The following is a 22,498-nucleotide window of genomic DNA, read 5'->3' on the forward strand; positions in this document are numbered from 1 at the left end:
CCCCGCGTGCGGTGGTTGGTTCCGGATCATCTGGTGTCTGGCTCATTTCGCGTCTGCCGCCCCTTTTTTGGGGGGTTGGCGTTGAGCAGTAGTGCCGGCACCAGATGAGAAGGACCGGACGGCGCGACTTGATAGGAGCGTGGCATCGCCCCGACTGAGAAGTGTCCGCCGCCCGGCCCAACCTCAATACACCCCCTCTTCATGACTGAAGGAGGCAACCACCATGGTTGTTGTTGGAGCCGATGTACACAAGCGCAGCCACACCTTTGTCGCGGTCAACGAGGTTGGACGCAAGCTCGGCGAGAAGACCGTCAAGGCCACCACCGCCGGGCACCACACGGCCATCACGTGGGCGCGCGAGCAGTTCGGCACCGAGCTGATCTGGGGCATCGAGGACTGCCGCAACATGTCCGCGCGCCTGGAACGTGACCTGCTGGGCGCCGGGCAAAAAGTGGTCCGGGTGCCCACCAAGCTGATGGCCCAGACCCGCAAGTCCGCGCGGGTGAGGGGCAAGTCCGATCCGATCGATGCGCTCGCGGTGGCCCGGGCGGTGCTGCGGGAACCCGACCTGCCGGTGGCGTCTCATGACGAGACGTCGCGGGAGTTCAAACTGTTGACCGATCGCCGTGATGTCCTTGTAGCACAACGTACCTCGGCGATCAACCGGTTGCTCTGGCATGCCCATGACCTCGATCCCGAGCGGGCCGCCGCGGTGGGCTCACTCAGTGCCGTCAAGCAGCAGCAGACGCTCATGGCCTGGCTGACGGAGCTGCCGGGTCTGGTCGCCGAAATTGCCCGCGCAGAGCTGACCGACATCATCCGACTCACCAGCGAGATCAACGCCTTAGCCAAGCGTTTGGCGGCCAGCGCGCACCGGTCCGCCCCGGCGCTGCTGGAGATCCCCGGCTGCGCGGAGCTGACTGCGGCCAAGATCGTCGGCGAAGCCGCCGGCGTCACCCGGTTCACCAGTGAGGCGGCGTTCGCCTGTCACGCCGGAGTCGCGCCCATCCCGGCGTGGTCGGGGGCCAGCGCCGGGCAGATGCGGCTCAGCCGCGCCGGTAACCGTCAACTCAACACTGCCCTCCACCGCATCGCCGTCACCCAGATCCGCATGACCGGCAGCGCCGGGCAGATCTACTACCACAAGCTGGTCGATGCCGGGAAAACCAAAGCCGCCGCCCGGCGCTGCGTCAAACGCCGCATCGCCCGCCGCGTCTACCAAGCCCTCCGCCGCGACGCCGGCCACCCCGACCACCAAACCCCCAGTCAGCCGCCACAATCAGCAGCGGCTTGACATAGGAGCTATTGCTCGCGGAAAAAATCAGCCCTCGAGGATGGCCCGGGCCAGTGCGGCGGTCTCCGACGGAGTCTTGCCGACCTTCACGCCGGCGGCCTCCAGAGCCTCCTTCTTGGCGGCGGCGGTCCCCGACGAGCCCGACACGATGGCCCCGGCATGGCCCATGGTCTTGCCCTCCGGCGCAGTGAAACCCGCGACGTAGCCGACGACCGGCTTGGTGACGTTGGCCTTGATGTAGTCGGCCGCACGCTCCTCGGCGTCACCGCCGATCTCGCCGATCATCACGATGACCTTGGTCTCCGGATCCTTCTCGAATCCCTCGATGGCGTCGATGTGGGTGGTGCCGATGACCGGGTCGCCGCCGATACCGATGGCGGTCGAGAAGCCCAGATCGCGCAGCTCGTACATCATCTGGTAGGTCAGCGTGCCCGACTTCGACACCAGCCCGATCGGGCCCTTGCCGGTGATGTTGTTCGGCGTGATGCCGACCAGCGACTCACCGGGGGTGATGATGCCCGGGCAGTTGGGACCGATGATACGGGTCTTCTGACCCTTCGACAGGTTGTAGGCCCACGCATAAGCGCTGTCCTGCACCGGGATTCCCTCGGTGATGACCACCAGCAGTCCGATCTCGGCGTCGATGGCCTCGATGATCGCATCCTTGCAGAAGGCCGGCGGCACGAAGGCGATCGACACGTCGGCGCCGGTCTCCTTCATGGCCTCGGCCACCGATGCGAACACCGGTAACTCGATGTCGTTGCCGTCCTTATCTACGTGCGACACTTGCGTGCCGGCTTTGCGCGCATTCACGCCGCCGACGATTTGGGTGCCAGCCTTGAGCATCAGCGCGGTGTGCTTGGTGCCCTCACCGCCGGTGATGCCCTGGACGATGACCTTGGAATCCTTGTTCAGGAAAATAGACATACGTCATGTCTCCTTTACTTGTTGGCCAGCTCGGCGGCCTTGTCGGCACCGGCGTCCATGGTCTCGGCCTGGATGACCAGGGGGTGGTTGGCCTCGGCCAGAATGCGTCGGCCCTCTTCGACGTTGTTGCCGTCGAGACGGACGACAAGCGGTTTGTTGGCCTCGTCGCCGAGGATCTGCAACGCCTTGACGATGCCGTTGGCGACCGCGTCACACGCGGTGATACCACCGAACACGTTGACGAACACGCTCTTGACCTGGCTGTCGTTCAGGATGACGTCGAGGCCGTTTGCCATCACCTCGGCCGAGGCACCGCCACCGATGTCGAGAAAGTTTGCCGGCTTCACGCCGCCGTGCTTCTCGCCCGCGTAGGCGACCACATCCAGCGTCGACATGACCAGACCTGCGCCGTTGCCGATAATGCCCACCGCGCCGTCGAGCTTGACGTAGTTGAGGCCGCTCGCCTTGGCCTTGAGCTCGAGCGGATCAGTCGCGTCCTTGTCCTCGAACTCGACATGGTCGGGATGGCGGAAGTCGGCGTTGCCGTCGAGAGTGACCTTGCCGTCCAGCGCCAGAATCTGGTCATCCGGCGTCCGGACGAGCGGGTTGACCTCGACCAGGGTGGCATCCTCGGCGACGAAGACCTCCCACAGCTTCTGGATGGTCACTGCGGCCGCGTCGAGCACCTCGGCGGGCAGGTGGCCCTGCTCGGCGATCGACCGGGCGAACGCGAGGTCCACGCCCTTGACGGCGTCGACCGGCACTTTGGCGAGCCGCTCGGGCTTGGTGGCGGCGACTTCCTCGATCTCCATGCCACCCTCGACCGAGCACATGGCCAAGTAGGTGCGGTTGGCGCGGTCCAGCAGGAACGAGATGTAGTACTCCTCGGCGATTTCACTCGCCTCGGCGACCAGCAGTTTCTTGACGATGTGGCCCTTGATGTCCAGGCCGAGGATGTTCTGCGCGTGGGTGAATGCGTCGTCCGGCGTAGCCGCGTACTTGACGCCGCCGGCCTTGCCACGACCACCGACCTTGACCTGCGCCTTGACCATGACGGGCTTGCCGATCTCCTCGGCGATGGCCTTGGCATCGGCGGCGTTGTCGGTGACCCGACCCGGCGAAGTGGGTACGTTGTGCCTGGCGAACAGCTCTTTCGCCTGGTATTCAAAAAGGTCCATGTGCTTCCTCTACGGGGCGGTACCTGTCTACGTTGACTCCGAAGCTGCCCGGTCGAAAATGTGCCCAACGGGTCCCCGGAAACTTTATCCATCGCCCCGGCAGCCGTAACCATCGCCACCACGATGTGGCAGATCTCACCGTCTTTGGCCGGTGATACAGGTCACATTCTGCAGCGGAAAGGCCAGATGGGTTGCCACCATCATTGGGGTTTGGTTAACGTGCCTCTGGTCCAGATAACGTTTATGTCACGACAAGAAGGATTTTCCGGGTTGCCCGAGCATCGTTCGTCTGCGTCTCCCACAGGGGTATCGGTGAACGCGCGCACCCGGAAAATAGTGCCGGCCGACAAACCAGACACTGCGGAAATCACCGACATCATTCCGTTCAACGAGTTCGGAAAACTCTCTGACCTGGATTTTCACAGCTCCAGCGCGTTCGATCGGGAGTCCCGGGTAATTCACGCCCCTGAACTCGACGACCTGCATGACACCGATGATCTGATCTCGGCCCAGCTGACCGTGCCGTCCGAATTCCGCGCCGAGGCCGGTAGCAATCGCAACTCCAGCCACGCCTACCGCGACAGCCACACCGATATGAGCGACGGCAACGCCGCCACTGACGTCATCGATATGAGCCCCCGCCGCGGCGCCCATCGCAAGGAAACCCCGGGCCCGGTCAAGAGTCGCCTGCTGATCGCGGCCATGGCCGCCGGCGCCACCGCCGCGGGGGCCTACTCGTTGACCAGCGGCACTCAGGCAAGCGCCGACGACACCATCGTCGCCTCGGGCCTCAGCACCGCACGCAACGCCACCACCGGCTCGGTGGACGGCATGCAGATCGTGACGGTCGCCGCGAACAACACCTCGACCGTGCATGCCGAGGAAATCACCAAGGCCGCCGCTTTCGCCCAGGAGCGCGCCGAACGTGAGGCCCGGCTGTCCCGCCCGCTGTTCGTGATGCCCACCAAGGGGTTCGTGTGGACCTCGACCTTCGGCTACCGCTGGGGTGTCCTGCACGCCGGCATCGACTTGGCAAGTCCGATCGGTACCCCGATCGTGGCCGTCGCCGACGGTGTGGTGACCGATGTGGGCCCGACAGCCGGTTACGGCGCCTGGGTCAAACTGCGCCACGCGGACGGCACCGTGACGCTGTACGGCCACATCAACACCTGGCTTGTCAGCGTCGGTCAGCGCGTCATGGCCGGCGATCAGATCGCCACCGTCGGCAACCGGGGTAACTCGACCGGTCCACACCTGCACTTCGAAGTTCTGCTCAACGGCACGCAACGCATCGACCCGGTGCCGTGGCTGGCGCAGCGCGGGCTCAGCCCGGGCAACTATGTTGGCTGAGTGAGCGACGCCGCCGAGAGCAGGGCCTCAACCGGCCGGTCCGACGACCACACTCGCATCATCCGGCGCCACCCGACTGGCGCCATCCCCACCGCGGCCGACGCCGAACCCGCCACTAGCCTGATCGGCCGTCCTGCGGGCGCATACGACCCTCGCGCCGCAGGCAATGCGCAGACACAGACCCGCTACATTCCCCGCGCGCGGCCGGTGACGATTCCCCGCAACTCCGCAGGCGCCAATCCCCGATCATCCGTCGCAGCCGCAACGGCGAGCATCCTCAGCGGTTGGGCCACCGCCATGATCGCCACAGACCTGATCGCCGGGTGGTGGCACAGCGACCGGTTGTTCTGCGTGGCGATCGGTTTTCTCACCGCGGTCTCGTCCGCGGCCACCATCAGCGGGCTGATCTCCCTGTTGCTGCGCCGGCGGACGGGCCCGCTGCTGATCGTCGTCGGCTCGATCATCGGGCTGCTCATCTTCGGCAGCCTCTTCATCGCGGGCGCCAAGCTCCATCCCGTGGTGTACGCGATGCCGGTACTGCCGGCCGCCGCGATCGTGCTCACGCTGCTGCCGTCGACCCGGCGATGGGGTGCCGGTCCGCGAAGCTGAGGTGCGCGTCTAGAGCTTTTGCACCGGCGCGTGGTTGTGCATCAACTTGACCCGGCCTGCGCTGCCGAAGTCGATCAACGACATGGCGGTTTCGCCCGTCCCGGAGACCTCCTCGACGCGGCCGAGACCGTACTTGTCGTGGGTGACCCGGTCGCCGGGCTCCAGCACGATCAGCGGGCGGTTACGCGTCGCGGCTCGCGCCGGGGATGGGCGGGCGGTGCTGTAGGCGCCAAAAGAAGCGCCTCCGGGCGCACTCAGGGACGGGGCCTGCTCGACGCGCCGCCAGTTGACCAGCTCCTCCGGGATCTCCCGCAGGAAACGGGATTCCGGGTTGAGCATCGGCTGCCCCCACGACGATCGCACCTTGGCCCGGCTGACGTACAGCCGCTGACGTGCGCGCGTGATGCCCACGTAGGCCAGCCGGCGTTCCTCGGACAGTTCGGTCGGATCGCCCAGGGCCCGCATGTGCGGGAACATACCGTCCTCCCAGCCGGTCACGAACACGGCGGGGAACTCAAGTCCCTTGGCGGTGTGCAGAGTCATCAGCGTCACCACGCCGGCGCCCTCTTCGGGGAGTTCGTCGGCGTCGGCGACCAGCGACACCCGTTCCAGGAACTGGGCCAGCACGCCGGTGTCGGGGATGTCCTCGTCGATCGGTTCGTCTTCGGCCAGTGCCCGAGCATTGGCCAGGTCGATGCTGAATTCGTGTGCGACGCTGACCAATTCGTTGAGGTTGTCGAGCCGGGCCAGATCCTGCGGGTCGCTCGACGCTTCGAGTTCGCGCCGGTAACCGGTGCGCTCGAGCACCGCTTCGACCAGATCGCCGAGCTCGCCGTCGAGTTTGCCGCGTAAGTCGTCGAGCATCTGGACGAACGACGCGATCGCCTTCTCCGAGCGGGTGTTGAGCATCGGCACCCGGCCCTCGGCCGCGGCCTGCAGAGCGTCGTTGAAGCTGCCACCGGTGTTCTCGGCGTAGACGGCAACGCACGCCTCGGCCCGGTCTCCGATCCCGCGGCGCGGCGTGTTGAGGATGCGACGCATGCTCACCGAGTCGCCCGGGTTGTCGAGGACACGAAGGTAGGCGACGACGTCGCGGATCTCCCGGCGCTCATAAAAGCGCACGCCCCCAACCACTTTGTACGGAATGCCGGCCCGGATGAACACTTCCTCCAGGGCACGCGAGGAATTGTTGGTGCGGTAGAACACCGCGACATCCGCGTACTTCAGCCCTTCCCGGTCCGCGAGTGCATCGATCTCTTCGGCAACGAAGCGGGCCTCGTCGTGCTCATTGTCGGCGACGTAGCCGACGATCAGCTCACCCTCGCCGGCGTCGGTCCACAGCCGCTTTTCCCGCCGGCCGGCGTTGCGTGCGATCACCGAGTTCGCGGCGTTCAGGATGGTCTGGGTGGAGCGGTAGTTCTGTTCCAGCAGAATCGTCGTCGCGTCGGGATAGTCCCGTTCGAAGTCCTCGATGTTGCGGATGGTGGCGCCCCGGAAGGCGTAGATCGACTGGTCGGCGTCGCCTACCACGCACAGCTCGGCGGGCGGCACCGTGCCCTCGGTGCCCTCGGTGTCGTGTCCCACCAGTTCCCGCACCAGCATGTACTGGGCATGGTTGGTGTCCTGATACTCGTCGACCAGGATGTGCCGGAAACGTCGCCGGTAGTACTGGGCGATCTGCGGAAAGGCCTGCAGCACAGCGACCGTCTCACCGATCAGATCGTCGAAATCCAGGGCGTTGGCGGCCCGCAGCCGGCGCTGGTACTCGGCATAGACCTGGGCGACGATACGGGCCATCTCCTCTTCGGCCTCGAAGGCCTCGGCCGCGGCCTGCTCCGGGCTGATCAGCTCGTTCTTCAGATTGGAGATGCCGTTGGCGAGCAGCCGCGGCGAGTACCGCTTAGTGTCCAGGCCCATGTCCTTGCCGATCATCATCAGCAGGCGCCGCGAATCGTCGGAATCGTAGATGGAGAAGTTGGAGTTCAGCCCGGGCAGCAGCGAGGCCTGATTACGCAGGATCCGCACGCACGAAGAATGGAACGTGGAAACCCACATGTTCCTGGCTCTGGGCCCCACAAGGCCGACCACGCGTTCGCGCATCTCCGCGGCGGCCTTGTTGGTGAACGTGATGGCCAGGATCTGCCCCACCCCGACGTCGCGCGCAGCCAGCAGGTGGGCGATCCGCCGCGTCAGCACCGCCGTCTTGCCCGATCCGGCACCGGCCACGATGAGCAGCGGCGAGCCCTGGTGCAGCACCGCCTGACGCTGCTGGGGGTTGAGCCCCTCCAGCAGTTGATCGGCTTCTGAGACAGCTGAGGAGGCGACGGGCGAGGTGGTCATAGCGACCTCAAACTTACCGCCGCACCGCGACAGTTTTGCGCCGGCCCGAGCACCGGTGGCACACTCGAACGCGTGTTTTCCACGCCCCGCGGTCCGCATCGGATCCGGGGCCTATCTCGTGTGTGAGGCCCACCACCAAAGATGAGACCCCCACACAACGAAAAGCCCACATTGACTGAGACGATCGAGACCGTGCCTGACATCGATGACCTACGTCGCGAAATCGACGAACTCGACGCCGCCATCCTGGCCGCTGTCCAGCGGCGCACCGAGGTTTCCAAGCTGATCGGCCAGGCCCGCATGGCGTCAGGCGGCACCCGCCTGGTCCACAGCCGCGAGATGAAGGTCATCGAGCGCTTCAGTGTGCTCGGCCCCGAGGGCAAAGACCTCGCCATGCTGTTGCTGCGGCTCGGCCGGGGGCGGCTCGGCCACTAACCTTTCCGCTGCGGGGCAGGGGGCGGGGGTGGAGGCGGCAGGTTGCGCAGTGAGTCGGCCAACCACGGTGCGAGCCATTTGACGGCCTCGGCCGTGGGGTGCACACCGTCGCTGCGCATCCTGATGCCGTCGACGCGCGCAGTGTAGGCGCCGCCGGGATTGAGCTTGGCGTTGAAATCGAGCACCTCGAAATTCGGGTGCTTGCCGACGACCGCGCGCAGGATCTTGTTCCATTCCTGCACGCGGGCCGGCTGATCCTCGGGGTAGAGGCTGCCGTCCGCGCGCTCCCCCCGGCGGTTGTACAGCGCTGTCGTCACCACCACTCGCGCCCCGGTCGAGCCCAGGATGTCCAATGCGCGCTGCAGCTCACCCTGCAGGTACTTGTCGAAGTCCGGGTCGCCGATGTGCGTCCAATGCCCCTGCCACATCCGGTCCACGGTCTCCCAGCGGCCGATCATCAGCAGCACGATGTCGGGCCGGTCGTGGGTGACCCGCTGGGTCCAGCGTTCCGGCCAGGTGTCGCATTCGGGCTTCTGGTTGAGGGTCTCCCCGCTCGACCGATACGGGCCGCCGCGGACGACGCCGCAGCCGATGGTGGTGTAGTCGCTGAAGCGCAGCCCAGGGGTGGTCGGCAGGTAGCGCATGAGCGTCCAGGCCACCGAGTCGCCGAATACGCCGACCACCTTGGTGCCGGGATCTCGGACCGGGACACCACCGACCGGGACCGGCACCTCGGCGCCGACGTCTTCCTTGAGGGCGGCCGACATGACGTCGGGACCGGTTCGTTCGGAGGGTTGTGTGACGGGCAGGACACCCATCGTCACCGCGGCCGCGGTCGCCACCGTGGCAGCGGCCAACCTCAGCATCGGCACATGCGTCGGACGCCAACGCCGCACCGGTTGTTCGATCAGCCACCACGAGACGATGGCTGCCGCGAGGGTGACCGCACATCTGAGCGTCAGCAGCGACCAACTCGTCCACCCGGTACGTTCCCCGTCGAGGATCAAGAAGACCGGCCAGTGCCAGAGGTACACGCCATAGGAGATGGCGCCCAGCGCCACGAGCGGACGCCACGCCAGAGCCTTCGCGACGTACCCGTCCTGGTCGAGCGCGACGGGCGCGACCACCAATACCGCGGCCACGGCGACCACGGTCAGCAGGCCGTGCCGGAAGTCATCGGCGCTGCCCGTGGCCAGGTGCGCGGCGACCGCGAGCATCGCGAGCCCGACCACCGGCAGCAGCCAGGCGACCCAACGCAGCCGGCGAGTGCGGATCAGCGTGCCGGACATGGTCAGCGCCGACCAATCCCGCACCAGCAGGGCCGCCGCAGCCGCCCCGACCAGCAGCGCCTGCACGCGAGTGTCTGTGCCGAAGTAGACCCGGTTGACATCCTGGGTGCTGTCGCCGACGAGCAGGATGGCCTCGGCGGCCGATGCCGCGACACCCGCCGCGGCGAGCCCGAACACCGCCCACCGCACGGTGCGTGCCGAGCGACGGCGCAGCAGCAGTGCCGCGCCAACCAGCAGCACCGGCCAGATGACGTAGTACTGCTCCTCCACCCCCAACGACCACGTGTGCTGCAGCGGGGACGGGGCGCCGCCCTGAGTGAAGTAGTCGGCCTTCTGAAGCACGAAGCCCCAGTTGGCAATCCAGAAGAACGCGGACACGGCGTCGTTGCGCACGTCGGCGACCGACTCGGGCGGGAACAGGTCCCGCGCGGCGACGACGGCCAGCGTCATCACGAGCATCGCCGGCAGCAGCCTGCGCGCCCGGCGAACCCAGAACGCCTTGAGATCGATGCGGTAGGTGTTGCGGTGCTCGTCGAGCAACAGCGACGTGATCAGGAAACCGCTGAGCACGAAGAACACATCCACGCCGATGAAGCCGCCGCCTAGGCCCGGAACACCGCCATGGGCAGCGACCACCAGCAGCACGGCAACAGCGCGGATGCCGTCCAGTGCCGGGATACCGCGACGGGGGGTGGCAGCCCGGCGAACGGCCACCCGGACCGGCGCCGCAGTCACGTCCATGCCCTCCCGTCTGGGGTTCGAGCACGAAAGTCTAAGTGGGCCGCAGCGCCGAATCGGGAAGGCGCGCTGGGGAAATCCTTACTTGGTCAACGCGATGTATTTGATGTCGAGGTATTCGTCGATGCCCTCGCTGCCACCCTCCCGGCCGAATCCGGACTCCTTGATCCCGCCGAACGGCGCAGCCGGGTCGGAGATGATGCCGCGGTTGACCCCGACCATGCCCGACTCGATGGCCTCGGCGACCCGCAGTGCACGATCCAACGACTGCGTGTAGATGTAAGCCGCCAGCCCATACTCGGTGTCGTTGGCGGCCTTCACGCCCTCCTCCTCGGTGTCGAACCCGGTGATCGGCGCGACTGGTCCGAACACCTCTTCCTTGAGGATGCGGGCGTCGGGCGGCACCTCGGTGAGCACGGTGGCCGGGTAGAAGTTGCCCGGCCCGTCGGGGGCGACGCCACCCACCGCCACTTTCGCACCACGGGACACCGCATCGGAAACCAATTCGGTGACCGTGGCGACCTGGCTGGAATTGATCAACGGACCCAACGTGGACGCCGGGTCAATGCCCTTCCCGAGGGTGAACTCGCTCATCCGCTTGACCAGCTTGTCAGTGAACTCCTCGCGCACCGAGTTGGCGACGTGGAACCGGTTGGCGGCCGTGCAGGCTTCACCGCCGTTGCGCATCTTGGCCAGCACGGCACCCTCGACGGCGGCGTCGATGTCGGCGTCGTCGAACACGATGAACGGCGCATTGCCGCCCAACTCCATCGACGTGCGCAACAACTTGTCGGCCGACTGCTTCACCAGCGCCTTGCCCACGCCTGTCGAACCGGTGAAGGTCACCTTACGCAGCCGGCCGTCGTCGATCAGGGCCGCGGTGACCGCGCCAGTATTGGTGGTCGGCAAGACCGACAACACGCCCTTGGGCAGGCCGGCCTCGTCCATGAGCTTTGCCAGCAGCAACATGGTCAGCGGGGTTTCCCGCGCAGGTTTGACGATCATGGTGCAGCCAGCAGCGAACGCCGGCCCCATCTTGCGGGTGCCCATGGCCAGCGGGAAGTTCCACGGGGTGATGGCGTAGCACGGGCCGACAGGCTGTTTGGTGACGACTATGCGACCGGTCCCGGCGGGGCTCGTGGTGTAGTGCCCGTCGATGCGGACGGCCTCCTCGGAGAACCAGCGGAAGAACTCGGCACCGTACTTGACCTCGCCCTTGCTCTCGGCGAGCACCTTGCCCATCTCGAGGGTCATCAGCGCGGCGATGTCATCGGCACGCTCGGTGATCTTCTCGAACACCGCTCGCAGGATTTCACCGCGTTCGCGCGGTGCCGTGGCGGCCCACTCGGCCTGGACTGCGCATGCGGCGTCGAGCGCGGCGATCGCGTCCTCCGCTGTGGCGTTGGAGACGGAGGCCAGGACCTGGTCGTCGCTGGGGTCAAGGACGTCGAAAGTCGAGGCAGCTTCCCGCTGCTCACCGCCGATCCACAATCCGGTGGGAACTGACTTCAGCAAGGCTGCGCTATCCATACACCCATCATTTACTCCATTCACGATCGCCGCACACTAGGGTTCTCCGTATGAGCATGAGCGCCGATATTTCGACCACTGCCGCGTGGCAAGCTCTGGTCCGTCATCACGACAAGATCGGCGAGACCCATTTGCGCGAGTTCTTCGCCGAGGATCCCGCCCGCGGTACCGAGCTGGTGTTGAACGTCGGCGACCTCTACATCGACTACAGCAAGCACCGCATCACCCGCGAGACGGTGAAGCTTCTGGTGGAGCTGGCCCGCACCGCGGAGCTGGAGCAGCACCGCGACGCCATGTTCTCCGGTGAGCACATCAACACCTCCGAGGACCGCGCCGTACTGCACACCGCGCTGCGGTTACCCGCCAACGCCGAACTGACCGTGGACGGCCACAACGTGGTCACCGATGTGCACGATGTGCTCGATCGGATGGGCGCCTTCACCGACAAGCTGCGCTCGGGTGAGTGGACCGGGGCCACCGGCAAGCGCATCACCACCGTCGTCAACGTCGGTGTCGGCGGTTCGGACCTGGGCCCGGTGATGGTGTACGACGCGCTGCGGCACTACGCCGACGCGGGCATCTCGGCGCGCTTCGTGTCCAACGTCGACCCCTCCCACCTGGTCGCCACACTCGACGGACTCGACCCCGCCACAACGCTTTTCGTCGTCTCGTCCAAGACCTTCTCGACGCTGGAGACGCTGACCAACGCGACCGCGGCGCGACGCTGGCTGGTCAAGGCGCTAGGCGATGCCGCAGTGGCCAAGCACTTCGTGGCGGTGTCGACCCACAAGAAGCTGGTCGACGAATTCGGCATCAACACCGACAACATGTTCGGCTTCTGGGACTGGGTCGGTGGCCGCTACTCGGTGGATTCGGCGATCGGGCTGTCGGTGATGGCCGTGATCGGCAAGGAACGCTTCGCCGAGTTCCTGGCCGGCTTCCACCTTGTCGACGAGCACTTCCGCACCGCCCCACTGGAAGACAACGCGCCGGCACTGCTCGGCCTGATCGGTCTGTGGTATTCGAGTTTCTTCGGCGCACAGTCACGTGCGGTCCTGCCCTACACCAACGACCTGTGCCGGTTCGCGGCCTACCTGCAGCAGCTGACCATGGAATCGAACGGCAAGTCAGTGCGGTGCGATGGCTCACCGGTGAGCACCGAGACCGGCGAAATCTATTGGGGCGAGCCAGGAACCAACGGTCAGCACGCCTTCTACCAATTGCTGCACCAAGGCACCCGACTGATCCCCGCCGACTTCATCGGGTTCTCCCAACCCGTCGACGATCTCGCGACCGCCGACGGCGAGGGCAGCATGCACGACCTGCTGATGAGCAACTTCTTCGCCCAGACCCAGGTGCTGGCGTTCGGCAAGACCGCCGCCGAGATCACCGCCGAAGGCACCCCCGCCGAGATCGTGCCGCACAAGGTCATGCCGGGCAACCGGCCATCGACCTCCATCCTGGCCACCAAGCTCACACCCTCAGTCGTCGGCCAGCTGATCGCGCTCTACGAGCACCAGGTATTCACCGAAGGCGTCATCTGGGGCATCGACTCCTTCGACCAATGGGGCGTCGAACTGGGCAAGACCCAAGCCAAAGCACTACTACCGGTGATCACCTGCGACGAATCCCCCGCCAAACAATCCGACTCCTCAACCGACACCCTGGTACGCCGCTACCGCGTAGAACGCGGCCGCTCAGCCTAAAGACCAAGACAGGCGCACGAACGAGGGCGGAGCGCTCCCTCGATGTCACTCTGTGAGTTGGTCACGTCCTGTGAGTTGGTCACGTCGGAGGCCATAGCTTAAAGCTGCAGTTCGGTAGTTTTTATCTAGACTTTTTTGACACCGTGCGACGACAACGCAGGAGGGCCGCTCTCGGCCCGCCCCGGAGCCCTGCCCCGGACGCCCCGTTGCTACCCCAAGTCGGCAGGCAGGACGGCCCCCATCTGCGGCCGTCTCTGAAAGACCCGAAGCCGGAAGCTCGCATAAAAGGCGCCACATGAAGGTTCTAAAAAAGTCTGGACTATATGAATTAGGCGGCGTACTATGTGGGGGACGCAACTTGATTTATGGGATGTGATAGGCATCACAGCGGTGGAGTTCGCACCAGAGCTCGGCCGCTTCAAGAAGGAGAGGATGCCCGACACTGCATTCCTATGTCGCCGGCAGCCACCTGGTGATCCAGTACGAGGATTCCGCGAATCTTCGTGCGAATGCCTATTAGCCCGTTACACCTTCCCGGCCAAACTGGCAGCATCACCAATCCGCAGTCACCCTCTTCTCTGAGTCTCGTCGCACAAATAACCGTCCAAGGAAGTTAGCTAGGTTCTCCATATGAGCATGAGCACCGTAAGCATGAGCGCCGATATTTCGACCACTGCCGCGTGGCAAGCTCTGGTCCGTCATCACGACAAGATCGGCGAGACCCATTTGCGCGAGTTCTTCGCCGAGGATCCCGCCCGCGGTACCGAGCTGGTGTTGAACGTCGGCGACCTCTACATCGACTACAGCAAGCACCGCATCACCCGCGAGACGGTGAAGCTTCTGGTGGAGCTGGCCCGCACCGCGGAGCTGGAGCAGCACCGCGACGCCATGTTCTCCGGTGAGCACATCAACACCTCCGAGGACCGCGCCGTACTGCACACCGCGCTGCGGTTACCCGCCAACGCCGAACTGACCGTGGACGGCCACAACGTGGTCACCGATGTGCACGATGTGCTCGATCGGATGGGCGCCTTCACCGACAAGCTGCGCTCGGGTGAGTGGACCGGGGCCACCGGCAAGCGCATCACCACCGTCGTCAACGTCGGTGTCGGCGGTTCGGACCTGGGCCCGGTGATGGTGTACGACGCGCTGCGGCACTACGCCGACGCGGGCATCTCGGCGCGCTTCGTGTCCAACGTCGACCCCTCCCACCTGGTCGCCACACTCGACGGACTCGACCCCGCCACAACGCTTTTCGTCGTCTCGTCCAAGACCTTCTCGACGCTGGAGACGCTGACCAACGCGACCGCGGCGCGACGCTGGCTGGTCAAGGCGCTAGGCGATGCCGCAGTGGCCAAGCACTTCGTGGCGGTGTCGACCCACAAGAAGCTGGTCGACGAATTCGGCATCAACACCGACAACATGTTCGGCTTCTGGGACTGGGTCGGTGGCCGCTACTCGGTGGATTCGGCGATCGGGCTGTCGGTGATGGCCGTGATCGGCAAGGAACGCTTCGCCGAGTTCCTGGCCGGCTTCCACCTTGTCGACGAGCACTTCCGCACCGCCCCACTGGAAGACAACGCGCCGGCACTGCTCGGCCTGATCGGTCTGTGGTATTCGAGTTTCTTCGGCGCACAGTCACGTGCGGTCCTGCCCTACACCAACGACCTGTGCCGGTTCGCGGCCTACCTGCAGCAGCTGACCATGGAATCGAACGGCAAGTCAGTGCGGTGCGATGGCTCACCGGTGAGCACCGAGACCGGCGAAATCTATTGGGGCGAGCCAGGAACCAACGGTCAGCACGCCTTCTACCAATTGCTGCACCAAGGCACCCGACTGATCCCCGCCGACTTCATCGGGTTCTCCCAACCCGTCGACGATCTCGCGACCGCCGACGGCGAGGGCAGCATGCACGACCTGCTGATGAGCAACTTCTTCGCCCAGACCCAGGTGCTGGCGTTCGGCAAGACCGCCGCCGAGATCACCGCCGAAGGCACCCCCGCCGAGATCGTGCCGCACAAGGTCATGCCGGGCAACCGGCCATCGACCTCCATCCTGGCCACCAAGCTCACACCCTCAGTCGTCGGCCAGCTGATCGCGCTCTACGAGCACCAGGTATTCACCGAAGGCGTCATCTGGGGCATCGACTCCTTCGACCAATGGGGCGTCGAACTGGGCAAGACCCAAGCCAAAGCACTACTACCGGTGATCACCTGCGACGAATCCCCCGCCAAACAATCCGACTCCTCAACCGACACCCTGGTACGCCGCTACCGCGTAGAACGCGGCCGCTCAGCCTAAAGACCAAGACAGGACGACAGGCCCGCCGCTACGCCAAACGCCTGGTGTACTTCGGCGGCAACAGCCGCAACACCTGGGCCAGCGGAGCCCACGGCCACCGCGGCACCGCGGCGCGGCCCTTCTCCTTCTCGATGGCCTCGACCATCGCCCGCACACCGGTCTCGTTGTCGACCATGAGCATGGTCGAGTTCGCCCGGGCCGTCATCTCCGACTCGATGTAGCCCGGCTCGATAACCGTCACGCGGATCGGGCCTTTGTCGTACTCGGCACGCAGCGACTCCCCCAGCGACGACATACCGGCCTTGCTCGCGCAGTACGCCGCCTTGGCGCCCGGGACCCCGCGGTTGCCGAGCACCGACGAGATCAGCACGAGGTGTCCGGAGCCGGACTTCTTGAACATCGCCAACGCGGACTCGATCTGCACCAGCCCGGCAACAAGATTGGTTTCCAATGTGGCCTTGTTGGCCCACGGCTTGCCCTCGCCGAGTGTCCAGCCCTTCCCGATGCCCGCGTTGACGATGACCCGGTCGATCCCGCCAAGTTCCTCGGACAGTTCACCGAACACCCTAGGCACGGCCTCGTGATCGTTGACGTCCAGCTCTGCGACGGCCACCTTGACGTGGGGATGCCGGGCGGCGAGCTCAGCCTTGAGTTCGTCGAGCCGCTCGGTGCGACGGGCGCACAACGCCAGGTCACGGCCCTTAGCCGCGAATTGCCGGGCCATACCGGCACCCAAGCCCGAGCTGGCACCGGTGATGAGGATCTTCTGGCGGATCATGGCAGCAGGATAACCGAGTTAGACACCTGGGTGAGGACGAGCACTGCTACTTGAGCAACCGTGACATCCTGCGGTCGGCCAGCATTTTGCCACCGGTCTGACACGTCGGGCAGTACTGAAAAGACTTGTCGGCGAACGACACCTCCCGCACGGTGTCCCCGCACACGGGGCACGGCAGCCCGGTGCGGGCATGCACGCGAAGCCCCGACCGCTTCTCCCCCTTCAACGTCGCCGCCTGCTGCCCGACCGAACGGGTCACTGCATCGGTGAGCACCGAGATCATCGCGGCGTGCAGATCAGCCAGTTGCGCTTCGGTGAGCTTGCCGGCGGTGGCGAACGGCGACAGCTTGGCCACGTGCAGGATCTCATCGCTGTAGGCGTTGCCGATCCCGGCGATCACCTTCTGATCGGTGATCACGTTCTTGATCCGGCCGCTCTCCCCCGCGAGTGCGGCAGCTAGACCAGCCTGATCGAGCGACAGCGCGTCAGGGCCGAGTGCGGCGATCTGAGGCACCTCTGACGGGTCGCGCACCACCCACACCGCAAGGCGCTTCTGCGTCCCGGCCTCGGTGAGGTCGAACCCCGCTCCGTCCAGATGCACCCGTAGGGCGATCAGCCCTTTGCCCGGCTTGAGCGGAGTGGGCACCAGTTTGTTCGACCAGCGCAGCCAGCCCGCCCGCGACAGATGAGTGATCAGATAGAGCTGACCGACCTGCAGACCCAGGTACTTGCCCCACCGAGCGGCTCCGGTGACGGTCTGCCCGTGCAGAGCGGATACCGGCGGATCGAAAGTCTTGAGCACCGAGAGGGCAACCACGTCGACGCGCGTCACCACCCGTCCGGTGGCATGTCGACGTAGATGGTCAGCGAGGGCCTCGACCTCAGGTAGCTCGGGCACGCCTTCCAGTGTGTCAGGCCCGCACCGAGCATGCTGGTATCCATGTCAGACCGGCCCGCGCCCAAACCGGTTTTCCACCCGCTACGAAACATCTTCGTCCTCAACAGCGGACCACGCCGATTCTCGTTCGCGCTGCGCGCGGCACTGTGTATGACGGTCCCGGTGCTCGTCGGCTGGGCGTTCGGCGACATCGCTGCCGGCCTGATCGCCACCATCGGCGGGTTCACCTCGTTGTACGGCAGCGGCAGGCCTTACCTCAACCGTGGCGTCTATCTCGGCGTGGTCGTGGCGTGCTTCGCCGCCTCGGTGGCGCTCGGAGACTGGGCGGCTGCCGCGCCGTGGCTGGCAGTGGGGACCGTCACCGTGATCGCGATGGTCGTCGTGCTGGTGTGCAACGCGCTGGCCATCGGGCCGCCGGGCGCCTACCTGTTCGTGCTGGCGTGCGCTGCGGGCACCGGGGTAGCCGCCACACACCTGACGCCGGCCCATCTCGCCGTGCTGGTGCTCGCCGGTGGCGCGTTCGCCTGGCTGGTCCATATGGCGGGTGCGCTGACGCGCCCGCGCGGCCCGGAGCGCGCCGCGGTCGCGGCCGCGGCGACGGCGATCGCCGGGTACATCGAAACGATCGGCGGTGACGCGCATGCCGAAGCCGCCGCCCGGCACCGGGCCGCCACACTGCTGCACACCGCGTGGATCACGCTGGTCACCTACCAGCCCGTGCAACCCAAACCCGATGACACTCTCTACCGCCTGCGGGTGGTGAACCGACGTTTGCACGCGCTGTTCGCCGAGGCCATGCGCAGCGCAGACACCGGCCGGCCGTTGCCGTTCGACGGGGCGGAACTTGCGAGGCATCTGGCCACCGTGCCCGCCGACGCCTTCATCGACGATCATGGCGCGGAAGGGGTTCCGCTCGGTAGGCCCAGCGTGGCGGCGTTGCTGCGCCGAGCGGTGACCCCGGGTTCCAACTCCATGCGGCTGGCCGCCCGCGTCGGAATCGCGGTATTGATCGCCGGCGCCATCACCGGGGCGTTGGGAATCAGCCACGCTTATTGGGCGATGGCGACCGCAGTGCTGATGTTGCACCAGGGTTTCGATTGGCAGCGCACGGTACAGCGCGGCATCGAACGCACACTGGGCACCTGGCTCGGACTGGGCGTGGCCGGGGCGATCCTGGCGCTGCACCCGCAAGGAGTGTGGTTGGCCTTGGTACTCGGCACATTGCAGTTCGCCATCGAGATGGTCGTGGTGCGTAACTACACCCTTGCCGTCATCTTCATCACGCCCGCAGCGCTGACCATCGCGTCGGGTGGCGCTCCGGTCGCCGGCCTCGGTGCGCTACTGCTGGCGCGTGGGGGTGACACGCTGATCGGTTGTGCCGTGGCCCTTTTGGTGTATTGGCTGACTGAGCGCGGTCGTCCTCCCGCTGGATTGGCGACCGCGATCTCGGGCACGACGACCGCCATCGAGTCGGCGGTGCGCCATCTGGCGGCCGGTAACGTCACCACCGCCCTGGCCCGCACCGACCGCAGGGATCTGCAATTGCGCACGATGGCGATGCTGCCCGCCTACGACGTCGGCGTCGGCGGATCGCCGTCGCAACGTGCTGCGGCCGAACGCATGTGGCCGACGGTGGTGGTCGCCGAACAACTCGCCTACCGCACCCTGGCAGCGTGTTGGGCATTGGAACACGACGGGAACACCACGGCGGCCGCCGACACCGCCGCCGATCTGACCGAACAGGTCTCAGTGCTCGGGTTGCCAGACCAGGGACAGTAGCCAACTGACAATCGACAGCACGATCGCCGCCCAGATCGCGGTCCACCAGAATTCGTTGATCTGCAGACCCCAGTGGGTGGTGCTCTCGGTGATCCGGGACGTGATCCACAACATGAGCGCATTGATCACGATGTGGATGAGTCCGAGGGTCAAGATGTACAGCGGGATCGAGAGAATCTGCACGATCGGTTTGATGATCGCGTTGACCACACCGAATATCACTGCGACGACGAAGATGATGCCGACGCGCGCCACGGTCGTGTTTCCACCGACGAAACTCATCCCCGGGACGATCAGCGTCACGATCCACAGTGCGAGCCCGGTCAGCCCGGCGCGCAACAGAAATGAGGTCATGACTGTCAGTCTGCCGATCGGAGCAGGTAGGTGTCCATGATCCAGCCGTGGCGTTCACGCGCTTGGGCTCGCGCCGCAACGATCTGTTCGCCCACCTCGCCGACGCGGCCGGCAACGAGGATCTCGTCGGGCGTGCCCAGATAGGCGCCCCACCAGATCCGGGTCTGCTGCGGGCAATCCTGGAACGAGCATTCGGCGTCGAGCATCACCACCGCGGCGCCGGAGAGGCCCTCCTCGCGCAACCGGCGGCCAGTGGTGATCAGCACCGGCTCGCCGATGTCGTTGAGCGGGATACGGTGCCGTGCCGTCAGCGCCTGGATGGCAGTGATTCCGGGAATGACGTCGTAGTCGAATTCCACCTGTTCGGCGACCTGGTCGAGGATGCGCAGCGTGCTGTCATACAGCGACGGGTCACCCCAGACCAGAAACGCGCCGACGCCGTCGGGCCCCAGTTCGGTCTCGATCGCCTGCGCCCAGATACTGGCCCGCTCGGCATGCCAATCAGCGACGGCACTGGTGTATTCCCCGGTGGTCGCGCGCGGCGGATCGATCAGCTCGACGAACCGGTAACCGGGTGCCCCAGGTGCGGATTTGATGAACCGTTCGCAGATCGACCGACGCAGCGCGACCAGCTCATCGGTACCAGTTTGTCCTCCTCGCGTCCGGGTGTCTTGTCCTCCTCGCGTCCGGGTGTCTTGTCCTCCTCGCGTCCGGGTGTCGGCGCCTCGCCGCGGCCCCTTGTCCATCGCGAAGAACACCTGGGTGTCGTTGAGTGCGGAAACCGCTTGTGCCGTGACGTAGTCGGGGTCACCCGCGCCGATACCGATGACATGGATGTGGCGCACATCCGAAGGGTAACGATCTGACCACGTCGGAAAGTATGCGGTACCGTGGGTATTGACTAAATGTTGCGAGTGACCCTAATTTCGATTAGCAGCTTCGCTCCAAACAGTCGAAGGGACGTCCACGGTGCCAACTTCGGTCAGGGCGGCCAACGCCGCCACACGTGAGGAGTTCTCCGAACGCCTGCTCAAGGGCTCGGTACGCAAGTCCTATGCGCCCGTGGTCGACATCGACTGGGACGCACCCCTGGATCCCGACAAGTATTACCTGCCTCCGAAGACGGTGTCCCTGTACGGAACACCGTTGTGGGACAGTATGTCCCGCGCCGAGCAGATCGAGCTGTCACGCCAGGAGCTGGTCAACACACTCTCGGCCGGCATCTGGTTCGAGAACATCCTCAACCAAGCACTGCTGCGCAAGATGATGCGTCAGGACCCCACCGCCCGCGCGACCCACTACGAGCTCACCGAGCTGGGCGACGAGACGCGGCACATGGTGATGTTCGGCAGGGCGATCGAGAAGGTGGACGCCAAGCCCGTCCGGCCGCGGCTGTACCAGCGGATGATCATCAACGCCCTGCCATTCGCGTTCCGCGGTTCCTTGCTGTGGGTGGCTGCTCTGATCGGCGAAGAGATCTTCGACTCCCTGCAGCGGCAAATGATGGACGATCCGGAACTACAGCCAATAATCCAGCGCCTCATGCGAATTCACGTCACCGAGGAAGCCCGCCACATCCAGTTCGCCCGCGACGGGCTGCGCAAGCGCACTCCGACGATGCCCTGGACCGCCCGCGTGTGGGTCGGCAATCTCAACGGGGTCGGCGGGCTGTTCTTCCGCTTCCTGTTCACCAACAAGGTGCAATACCGCCGGGCCGGCCTCGATGCCCGCGCGGCCCGCAAGATGGCCCGAGCCAGCGCGCACCGGCACGAGACCCAGATCGCCGGGTTCGCCCCGCTGGCCGCGTTTCTGGAGGAGGTCGGGTTGATGGGCCCGATCGCCCGACGGCTGTGGCGCCGCACCGGGTTCCTGCCCGCCACCGCGGTGCGTGGCATCGCGACATCCCCGAGCTCGACCGTCGAAGCCGACGACGACGTGTACGACGGAGCGGCAACACTGCGGATCGCCGACGGCGAGCATCCTGCGCATGTGCGTCTGACCGGACACCTGGACCCGATCGACGGCCGATACCATTGGCGTGGAACGATTCTCGACGCACCAGCCGCCATCGCACCCGGTCCGGTCCGGCTGACGATCGACACCCGGTGCGTGGACGCCCGGATCACCGAACGCACCGCACAGGACACCTACTCGATCGCCGGTGTCGGCATGCCGCCGTTCAGCCTGCCGAACGTCGAGATCACCGCCGTCGGTGCCGCTAACGGCCGATGACATCGGTCGCGCGATCCGCAGTCACGATCTCCTGCGCAACGCCCACGAGAGGGGTGTTGGAATTCTGAGACAACCGCTTGAGCACCTCGAAGGCCTGGACGGCGTCGATCTTGAAGCGTTCCATCAGCATGCCCTTTGCCTGGCCGATGATGTCGCGAGAGGCCAGCGCACTGCGGAACTGTTCGTCCCGACGGAGCAGGTTCCATGCAAGGGCTGCGTGCGTGGCGACGATGAGACCGGACTCGACGGCCTCGGCATCGAAGGCGTAGGCGCGCTCGGAATAGAAATTCAATGCGCCCATCGTCTGGTGGTCTGCATAGAGCTGAAAGGCCATGATCGAGCGGATCGGCGTCTCCTCGCGCGTATCCCGGCAATAGGCGGGCCACCGCTGCTCTGTCTCGACGTCATCGATCTTGATGATGTGCTGCTCCCACGCCGCACTGAGGCACGGTCCCTCACCGCATAGTTGCTGAAACTTGTCCAGGAGGGCTGGATATTCACTGGTCGCCGCGGAGGTGTGCAGCTTGCCATCACGCGACGCGATGGTGATGCCGGCATGCTGGGCGGCCGAAATGTAGTTGACACCGCTCTCGGTGAGCTCACCCAGGGCCGCATCGACGTCGGCGGGCGGAGACTGCTGAATATCGCGGATCAACTCACTGATCTGCAAGGCAATGACCGCATGTGGGGTATCTGTCATGGAATTCGCTCCCATCCCCCTTGGGCGACGGGAACGTCGCAAGAGGCAGCCACGCCAATC

General features: G+C 65.6%; 17 protein-coding genes and 2 pseudogenes. 8 read left to right on the forward strand and 11 right to left on the reverse strand.

Features of this window, described 5'->3' with window-relative positions; all coding sequences use genetic code 11:
* Positions 1-223: 223 nt before the first annotated feature.
* Positions 224-1,291: pseudogene (locus B133_RS0113970) on the forward strand (IS110 family transposase); the annotation flags it as partial.
* 30 nt (positions 1,292-1,321) lie between these two features.
* Here B133_RS0113970 and sucD read toward each other — a convergent pair.
* Positions 1,322-2,221, reverse strand: coding sequence for a succinate--CoA ligase subunit alpha (sucD, locus tag B133_RS0113975; protein WP_018601893.1), 900 nt, complete (start codon positions 2,219-2,221; stop codon positions 1,322-1,324).
* Positions 2,222-2,235: 14 nt separating this feature from the next.
* Positions 2,236-3,399: an ADP-forming succinate--CoA ligase subunit beta gene (gene sucC, locus B133_RS0113980; RefSeq protein ID WP_018601894.1), complete on the reverse strand. Its 1,164-nt coding sequence runs from the start codon at positions 3,397-3,399 to the stop codon at positions 2,236-2,238.
* A 270-nt stretch (positions 3,400-3,669) separates the two neighbouring features.
* Between sucC and B133_RS0113985 the strand changes: the two genes are divergently transcribed.
* The gene (locus tag B133_RS0113985; RefSeq protein WP_026256420.1) at positions 3,670-4,749 is read left to right on the forward strand and encodes a M23 family metallopeptidase; all 1,080 of its coding nucleotides are present in this window, start codon (positions 3,670-3,672) and stop codon (positions 4,747-4,749) included.
* Positions 4,750-5,358, forward strand: a complete 609-nt coding sequence (locus tag B133_RS0113990) for a hypothetical protein (RefSeq protein ID WP_018601898.1) — start codon at positions 4,750-4,752, stop codon at positions 5,356-5,358. It begins immediately after the preceding gene.
* A 9-nt stretch (positions 5,359-5,367) separates the two neighbouring features.
* Here B133_RS0113990 and pcrA read toward each other — a convergent pair whose 3' ends face one another.
* Positions 5,368-7,698, reverse strand: a complete 2,331-nt coding sequence (gene pcrA / locus B133_RS0113995) for a DNA helicase PcrA (RefSeq protein ID WP_026256421.1) — start codon at positions 7,696-7,698, stop codon at positions 5,368-5,370.
* A 141-nt stretch (positions 7,699-7,839) separates the two neighbouring features.
* Here pcrA and B133_RS0114000 point away from each other — a divergent pair, with 141 nt between their 5' ends.
* Positions 7,840-8,133, forward strand: coding sequence for a chorismate mutase (locus tag B133_RS0114000; RefSeq protein ID WP_198291004.1), 294 nt, complete (start codon positions 7,840-7,842; stop codon positions 8,131-8,133).
* Here the strand turns inward: B133_RS0114000 and B133_RS0114005 are convergent.
* The gene (locus B133_RS0114005) at positions 8,130-10,163 is read right to left on the reverse strand and encodes an acyltransferase family protein (RefSeq protein WP_018601905.1); all 2,034 of its coding nucleotides are present in this window, start codon (positions 10,161-10,163) and stop codon (positions 8,130-8,132) included. The genes B133_RS0114000 and B133_RS0114005 overlap by 4 nt on opposite strands.
* Before the next feature lie 78 nt (positions 10,164-10,241).
* The gene (locus B133_RS0114010; RefSeq protein WP_018601908.1) at positions 10,242-11,690 is read right to left on the reverse strand and encodes an NAD-dependent succinate-semialdehyde dehydrogenase; all 1,449 of its coding nucleotides are present in this window, start codon (positions 11,688-11,690) and stop codon (positions 10,242-10,244) included.
* A 56-nt stretch (positions 11,691-11,746) separates the two neighbouring features.
* On the opposite strand from B133_RS0114010, the gene pgi (B133_RS0114015) reads away from it, so the two are divergent.
* Both pgi (B133_RS0114015) and pgi (B133_RS0114020) read left to right on the forward strand, forming a co-directional pair.
* Positions 11,747-13,396, forward strand: a complete 1,650-nt coding sequence (gene pgi / locus B133_RS0114015) for a glucose-6-phosphate isomerase (protein WP_018601912.1) — start codon at positions 11,747-11,749, stop codon at positions 13,394-13,396.
* 651 nt (positions 13,397-14,047) lie between these two features.
* Positions 14,048-15,697, forward strand: coding sequence for a glucose-6-phosphate isomerase (gene pgi / locus B133_RS0114020; protein WP_018601912.1), 1,650 nt, complete (start codon positions 14,048-14,050; stop codon positions 15,695-15,697).
* Positions 15,698-15,725: 28 nt separating this feature from the next.
* On the opposite strand, the gene B133_RS0114025 is transcribed toward pgi (B133_RS0114020), so the two are convergent.
* From B133_RS0114025 to B133_RS25180, 3 genes and pseudogenes are all read right to left on the reverse strand, one after another.
* On the reverse strand, positions 15,726-16,475 hold the full coding sequence (locus B133_RS0114025) for an SDR family oxidoreductase (RefSeq protein ID WP_018601915.1): 750 nt from the start codon (positions 16,473-16,475) through the stop codon (positions 15,726-15,728).
* A 46-nt stretch (positions 16,476-16,521) separates the two neighbouring features.
* The gene (locus tag B133_RS24935; RefSeq protein WP_232423367.1) at positions 16,522-16,989 is read right to left on the reverse strand and encodes a zinc finger domain-containing protein; all 468 of its coding nucleotides are present in this window, start codon (positions 16,987-16,989) and stop codon (positions 16,522-16,524) included.
* Positions 16,990-17,079: 90 nt separating this feature from the next.
* Positions 17,080-17,373, reverse strand: a pseudogene (locus B133_RS25180) (DNA-formamidopyrimidine glycosylase family protein); the annotation flags it as partial.
* A gap of 42 nt (positions 17,374-17,415) precedes the next feature.
* Here B133_RS25180 and B133_RS0114035 point away from each other — a divergent pair.
* Positions 17,416-19,152: an FUSC family protein gene (locus B133_RS0114035; protein ID WP_157625875.1), complete on the forward strand. Its 1,737-nt coding sequence runs from the start codon at positions 17,416-17,418 to the stop codon at positions 19,150-19,152.
* Here the strand turns inward: B133_RS0114035 and B133_RS0114040 are convergent.
* A complete protein-coding gene (locus B133_RS0114040; RefSeq protein WP_018601923.1) occupies positions 19,120-19,506 on the reverse strand; it encodes a phage holin family protein in 387 nt (128 codons plus the stop codon). The two genes, B133_RS0114035 and B133_RS0114040, sit on opposite strands and share 33 nt — an antisense overlap.
* 5 nt (positions 19,507-19,511) lie before the next feature.
* Positions 19,512-20,351 (reverse strand): precorrin-6A synthase (deacetylating), encoded by an 840-nt coding sequence (gene cobF / locus B133_RS0114045; protein ID WP_018601926.1) that lies wholly within the window; start codon positions 20,349-20,351, stop codon positions 19,512-19,514.
* 124 nt (positions 20,352-20,475) lie between these two features.
* Here cobF and B133_RS0114050 point away from each other — a divergent pair, with 124 nt between their 5' ends.
* A complete protein-coding gene (locus tag B133_RS0114050; protein WP_018601928.1) occupies positions 20,476-21,738 on the forward strand; it encodes a diiron oxygenase in 1,263 nt (420 codons plus the stop codon).
* Here the strand turns inward: B133_RS0114050 and B133_RS0114055 are convergent.
* Positions 21,725-22,438 carry a GAF and ANTAR domain-containing protein gene (locus B133_RS0114055; protein WP_018601929.1) on the reverse strand — a complete coding sequence of 238 codons (714 nt, stop codon included), beginning with the start codon at positions 22,436-22,438 and terminating at the stop codon, positions 21,725-21,727. The genes B133_RS0114050 and B133_RS0114055 overlap by 14 nt on opposite strands.
* Positions 22,439-22,498 lie beyond the last annotated feature (60 nt).

The organism is Mycobacterium sp. 155, from assembly GCF_000373905.1.
Classification (GTDB): Bacteria; Actinomycetota; Actinomycetes; order Mycobacteriales; family Mycobacteriaceae; genus Mycobacterium.

Bases quoted from the DNA above. Each gene is read 5' to 3' on its own strand.
- B133_RS0114055 (WP_018601929.1), bottom strand. From the start codon at position 22,438: ATGACAGATACCCCACATGCGGTCATTGCCTTGCAGATCAGTGAGTTG.
- B133_RS0114040 (WP_018601923.1), bottom strand. From the start codon at position 19,506: ATGACCTCATTTCTGTTGCGCGCCGGGCTGACCGGGCTCGCACTGTGG.
- pgi (WP_018601912.1), top strand. From the start codon at position 14,048: ATGAGCGCCGATATTTCGACCACTGCCGCGTGGCAAGCTCTGGTCCGT.
- pcrA (WP_026256421.1), bottom strand. From the start codon at position 7,698: ATGACCACCTCGCCCGTCGCCTCCTCAGCTGTCTCAGAAGCCGATCAA.
- sucC (WP_018601894.1), bottom strand. From the start codon at position 3,399: ATGGACCTTTTTGAATACCAGGCGAAAGAGCTGTTCGCCAGGCACAAC.
- B133_RS0114010 (WP_018601908.1), bottom strand. From the start codon at position 11,690: ATGGATAGCGCAGCCTTGCTGAAGTCAGTTCCCACCGGATTGTGGATC.
- sucD (WP_018601893.1), bottom strand. From the start codon at position 2,221: ATGTCTATTTTCCTGAACAAGGATTCCAAGGTCATCGTCCAGGGCATC.
- pgi (WP_018601912.1), top strand. From the start codon at position 11,747: ATGAGCGCCGATATTTCGACCACTGCCGCGTGGCAAGCTCTGGTCCGT.
- B133_RS0114035 (WP_157625875.1), top strand. From the start codon at position 17,416: ATGTCAGACCGGCCCGCGCCCAAACCGGTTTTCCACCCGCTACGAAAC.
- B133_RS0114000 (WP_198291004.1), top strand. From the start codon at position 7,840: ATGAGACCCCCACACAACGAAAAGCCCACATTGACTGAGACGATCGAG.
- B133_RS0114025 (WP_018601915.1), bottom strand. From the start codon at position 16,475: ATGATCCGCCAGAAGATCCTCATCACCGGTGCCAGCTCGGGCTTGGGT.
- B133_RS0114005 (WP_018601905.1), bottom strand. From the start codon at position 10,163: ATGGACGTGACTGCGGCGCCGGTCCGGGTGGCCGTTCGCCGGGCTGCC.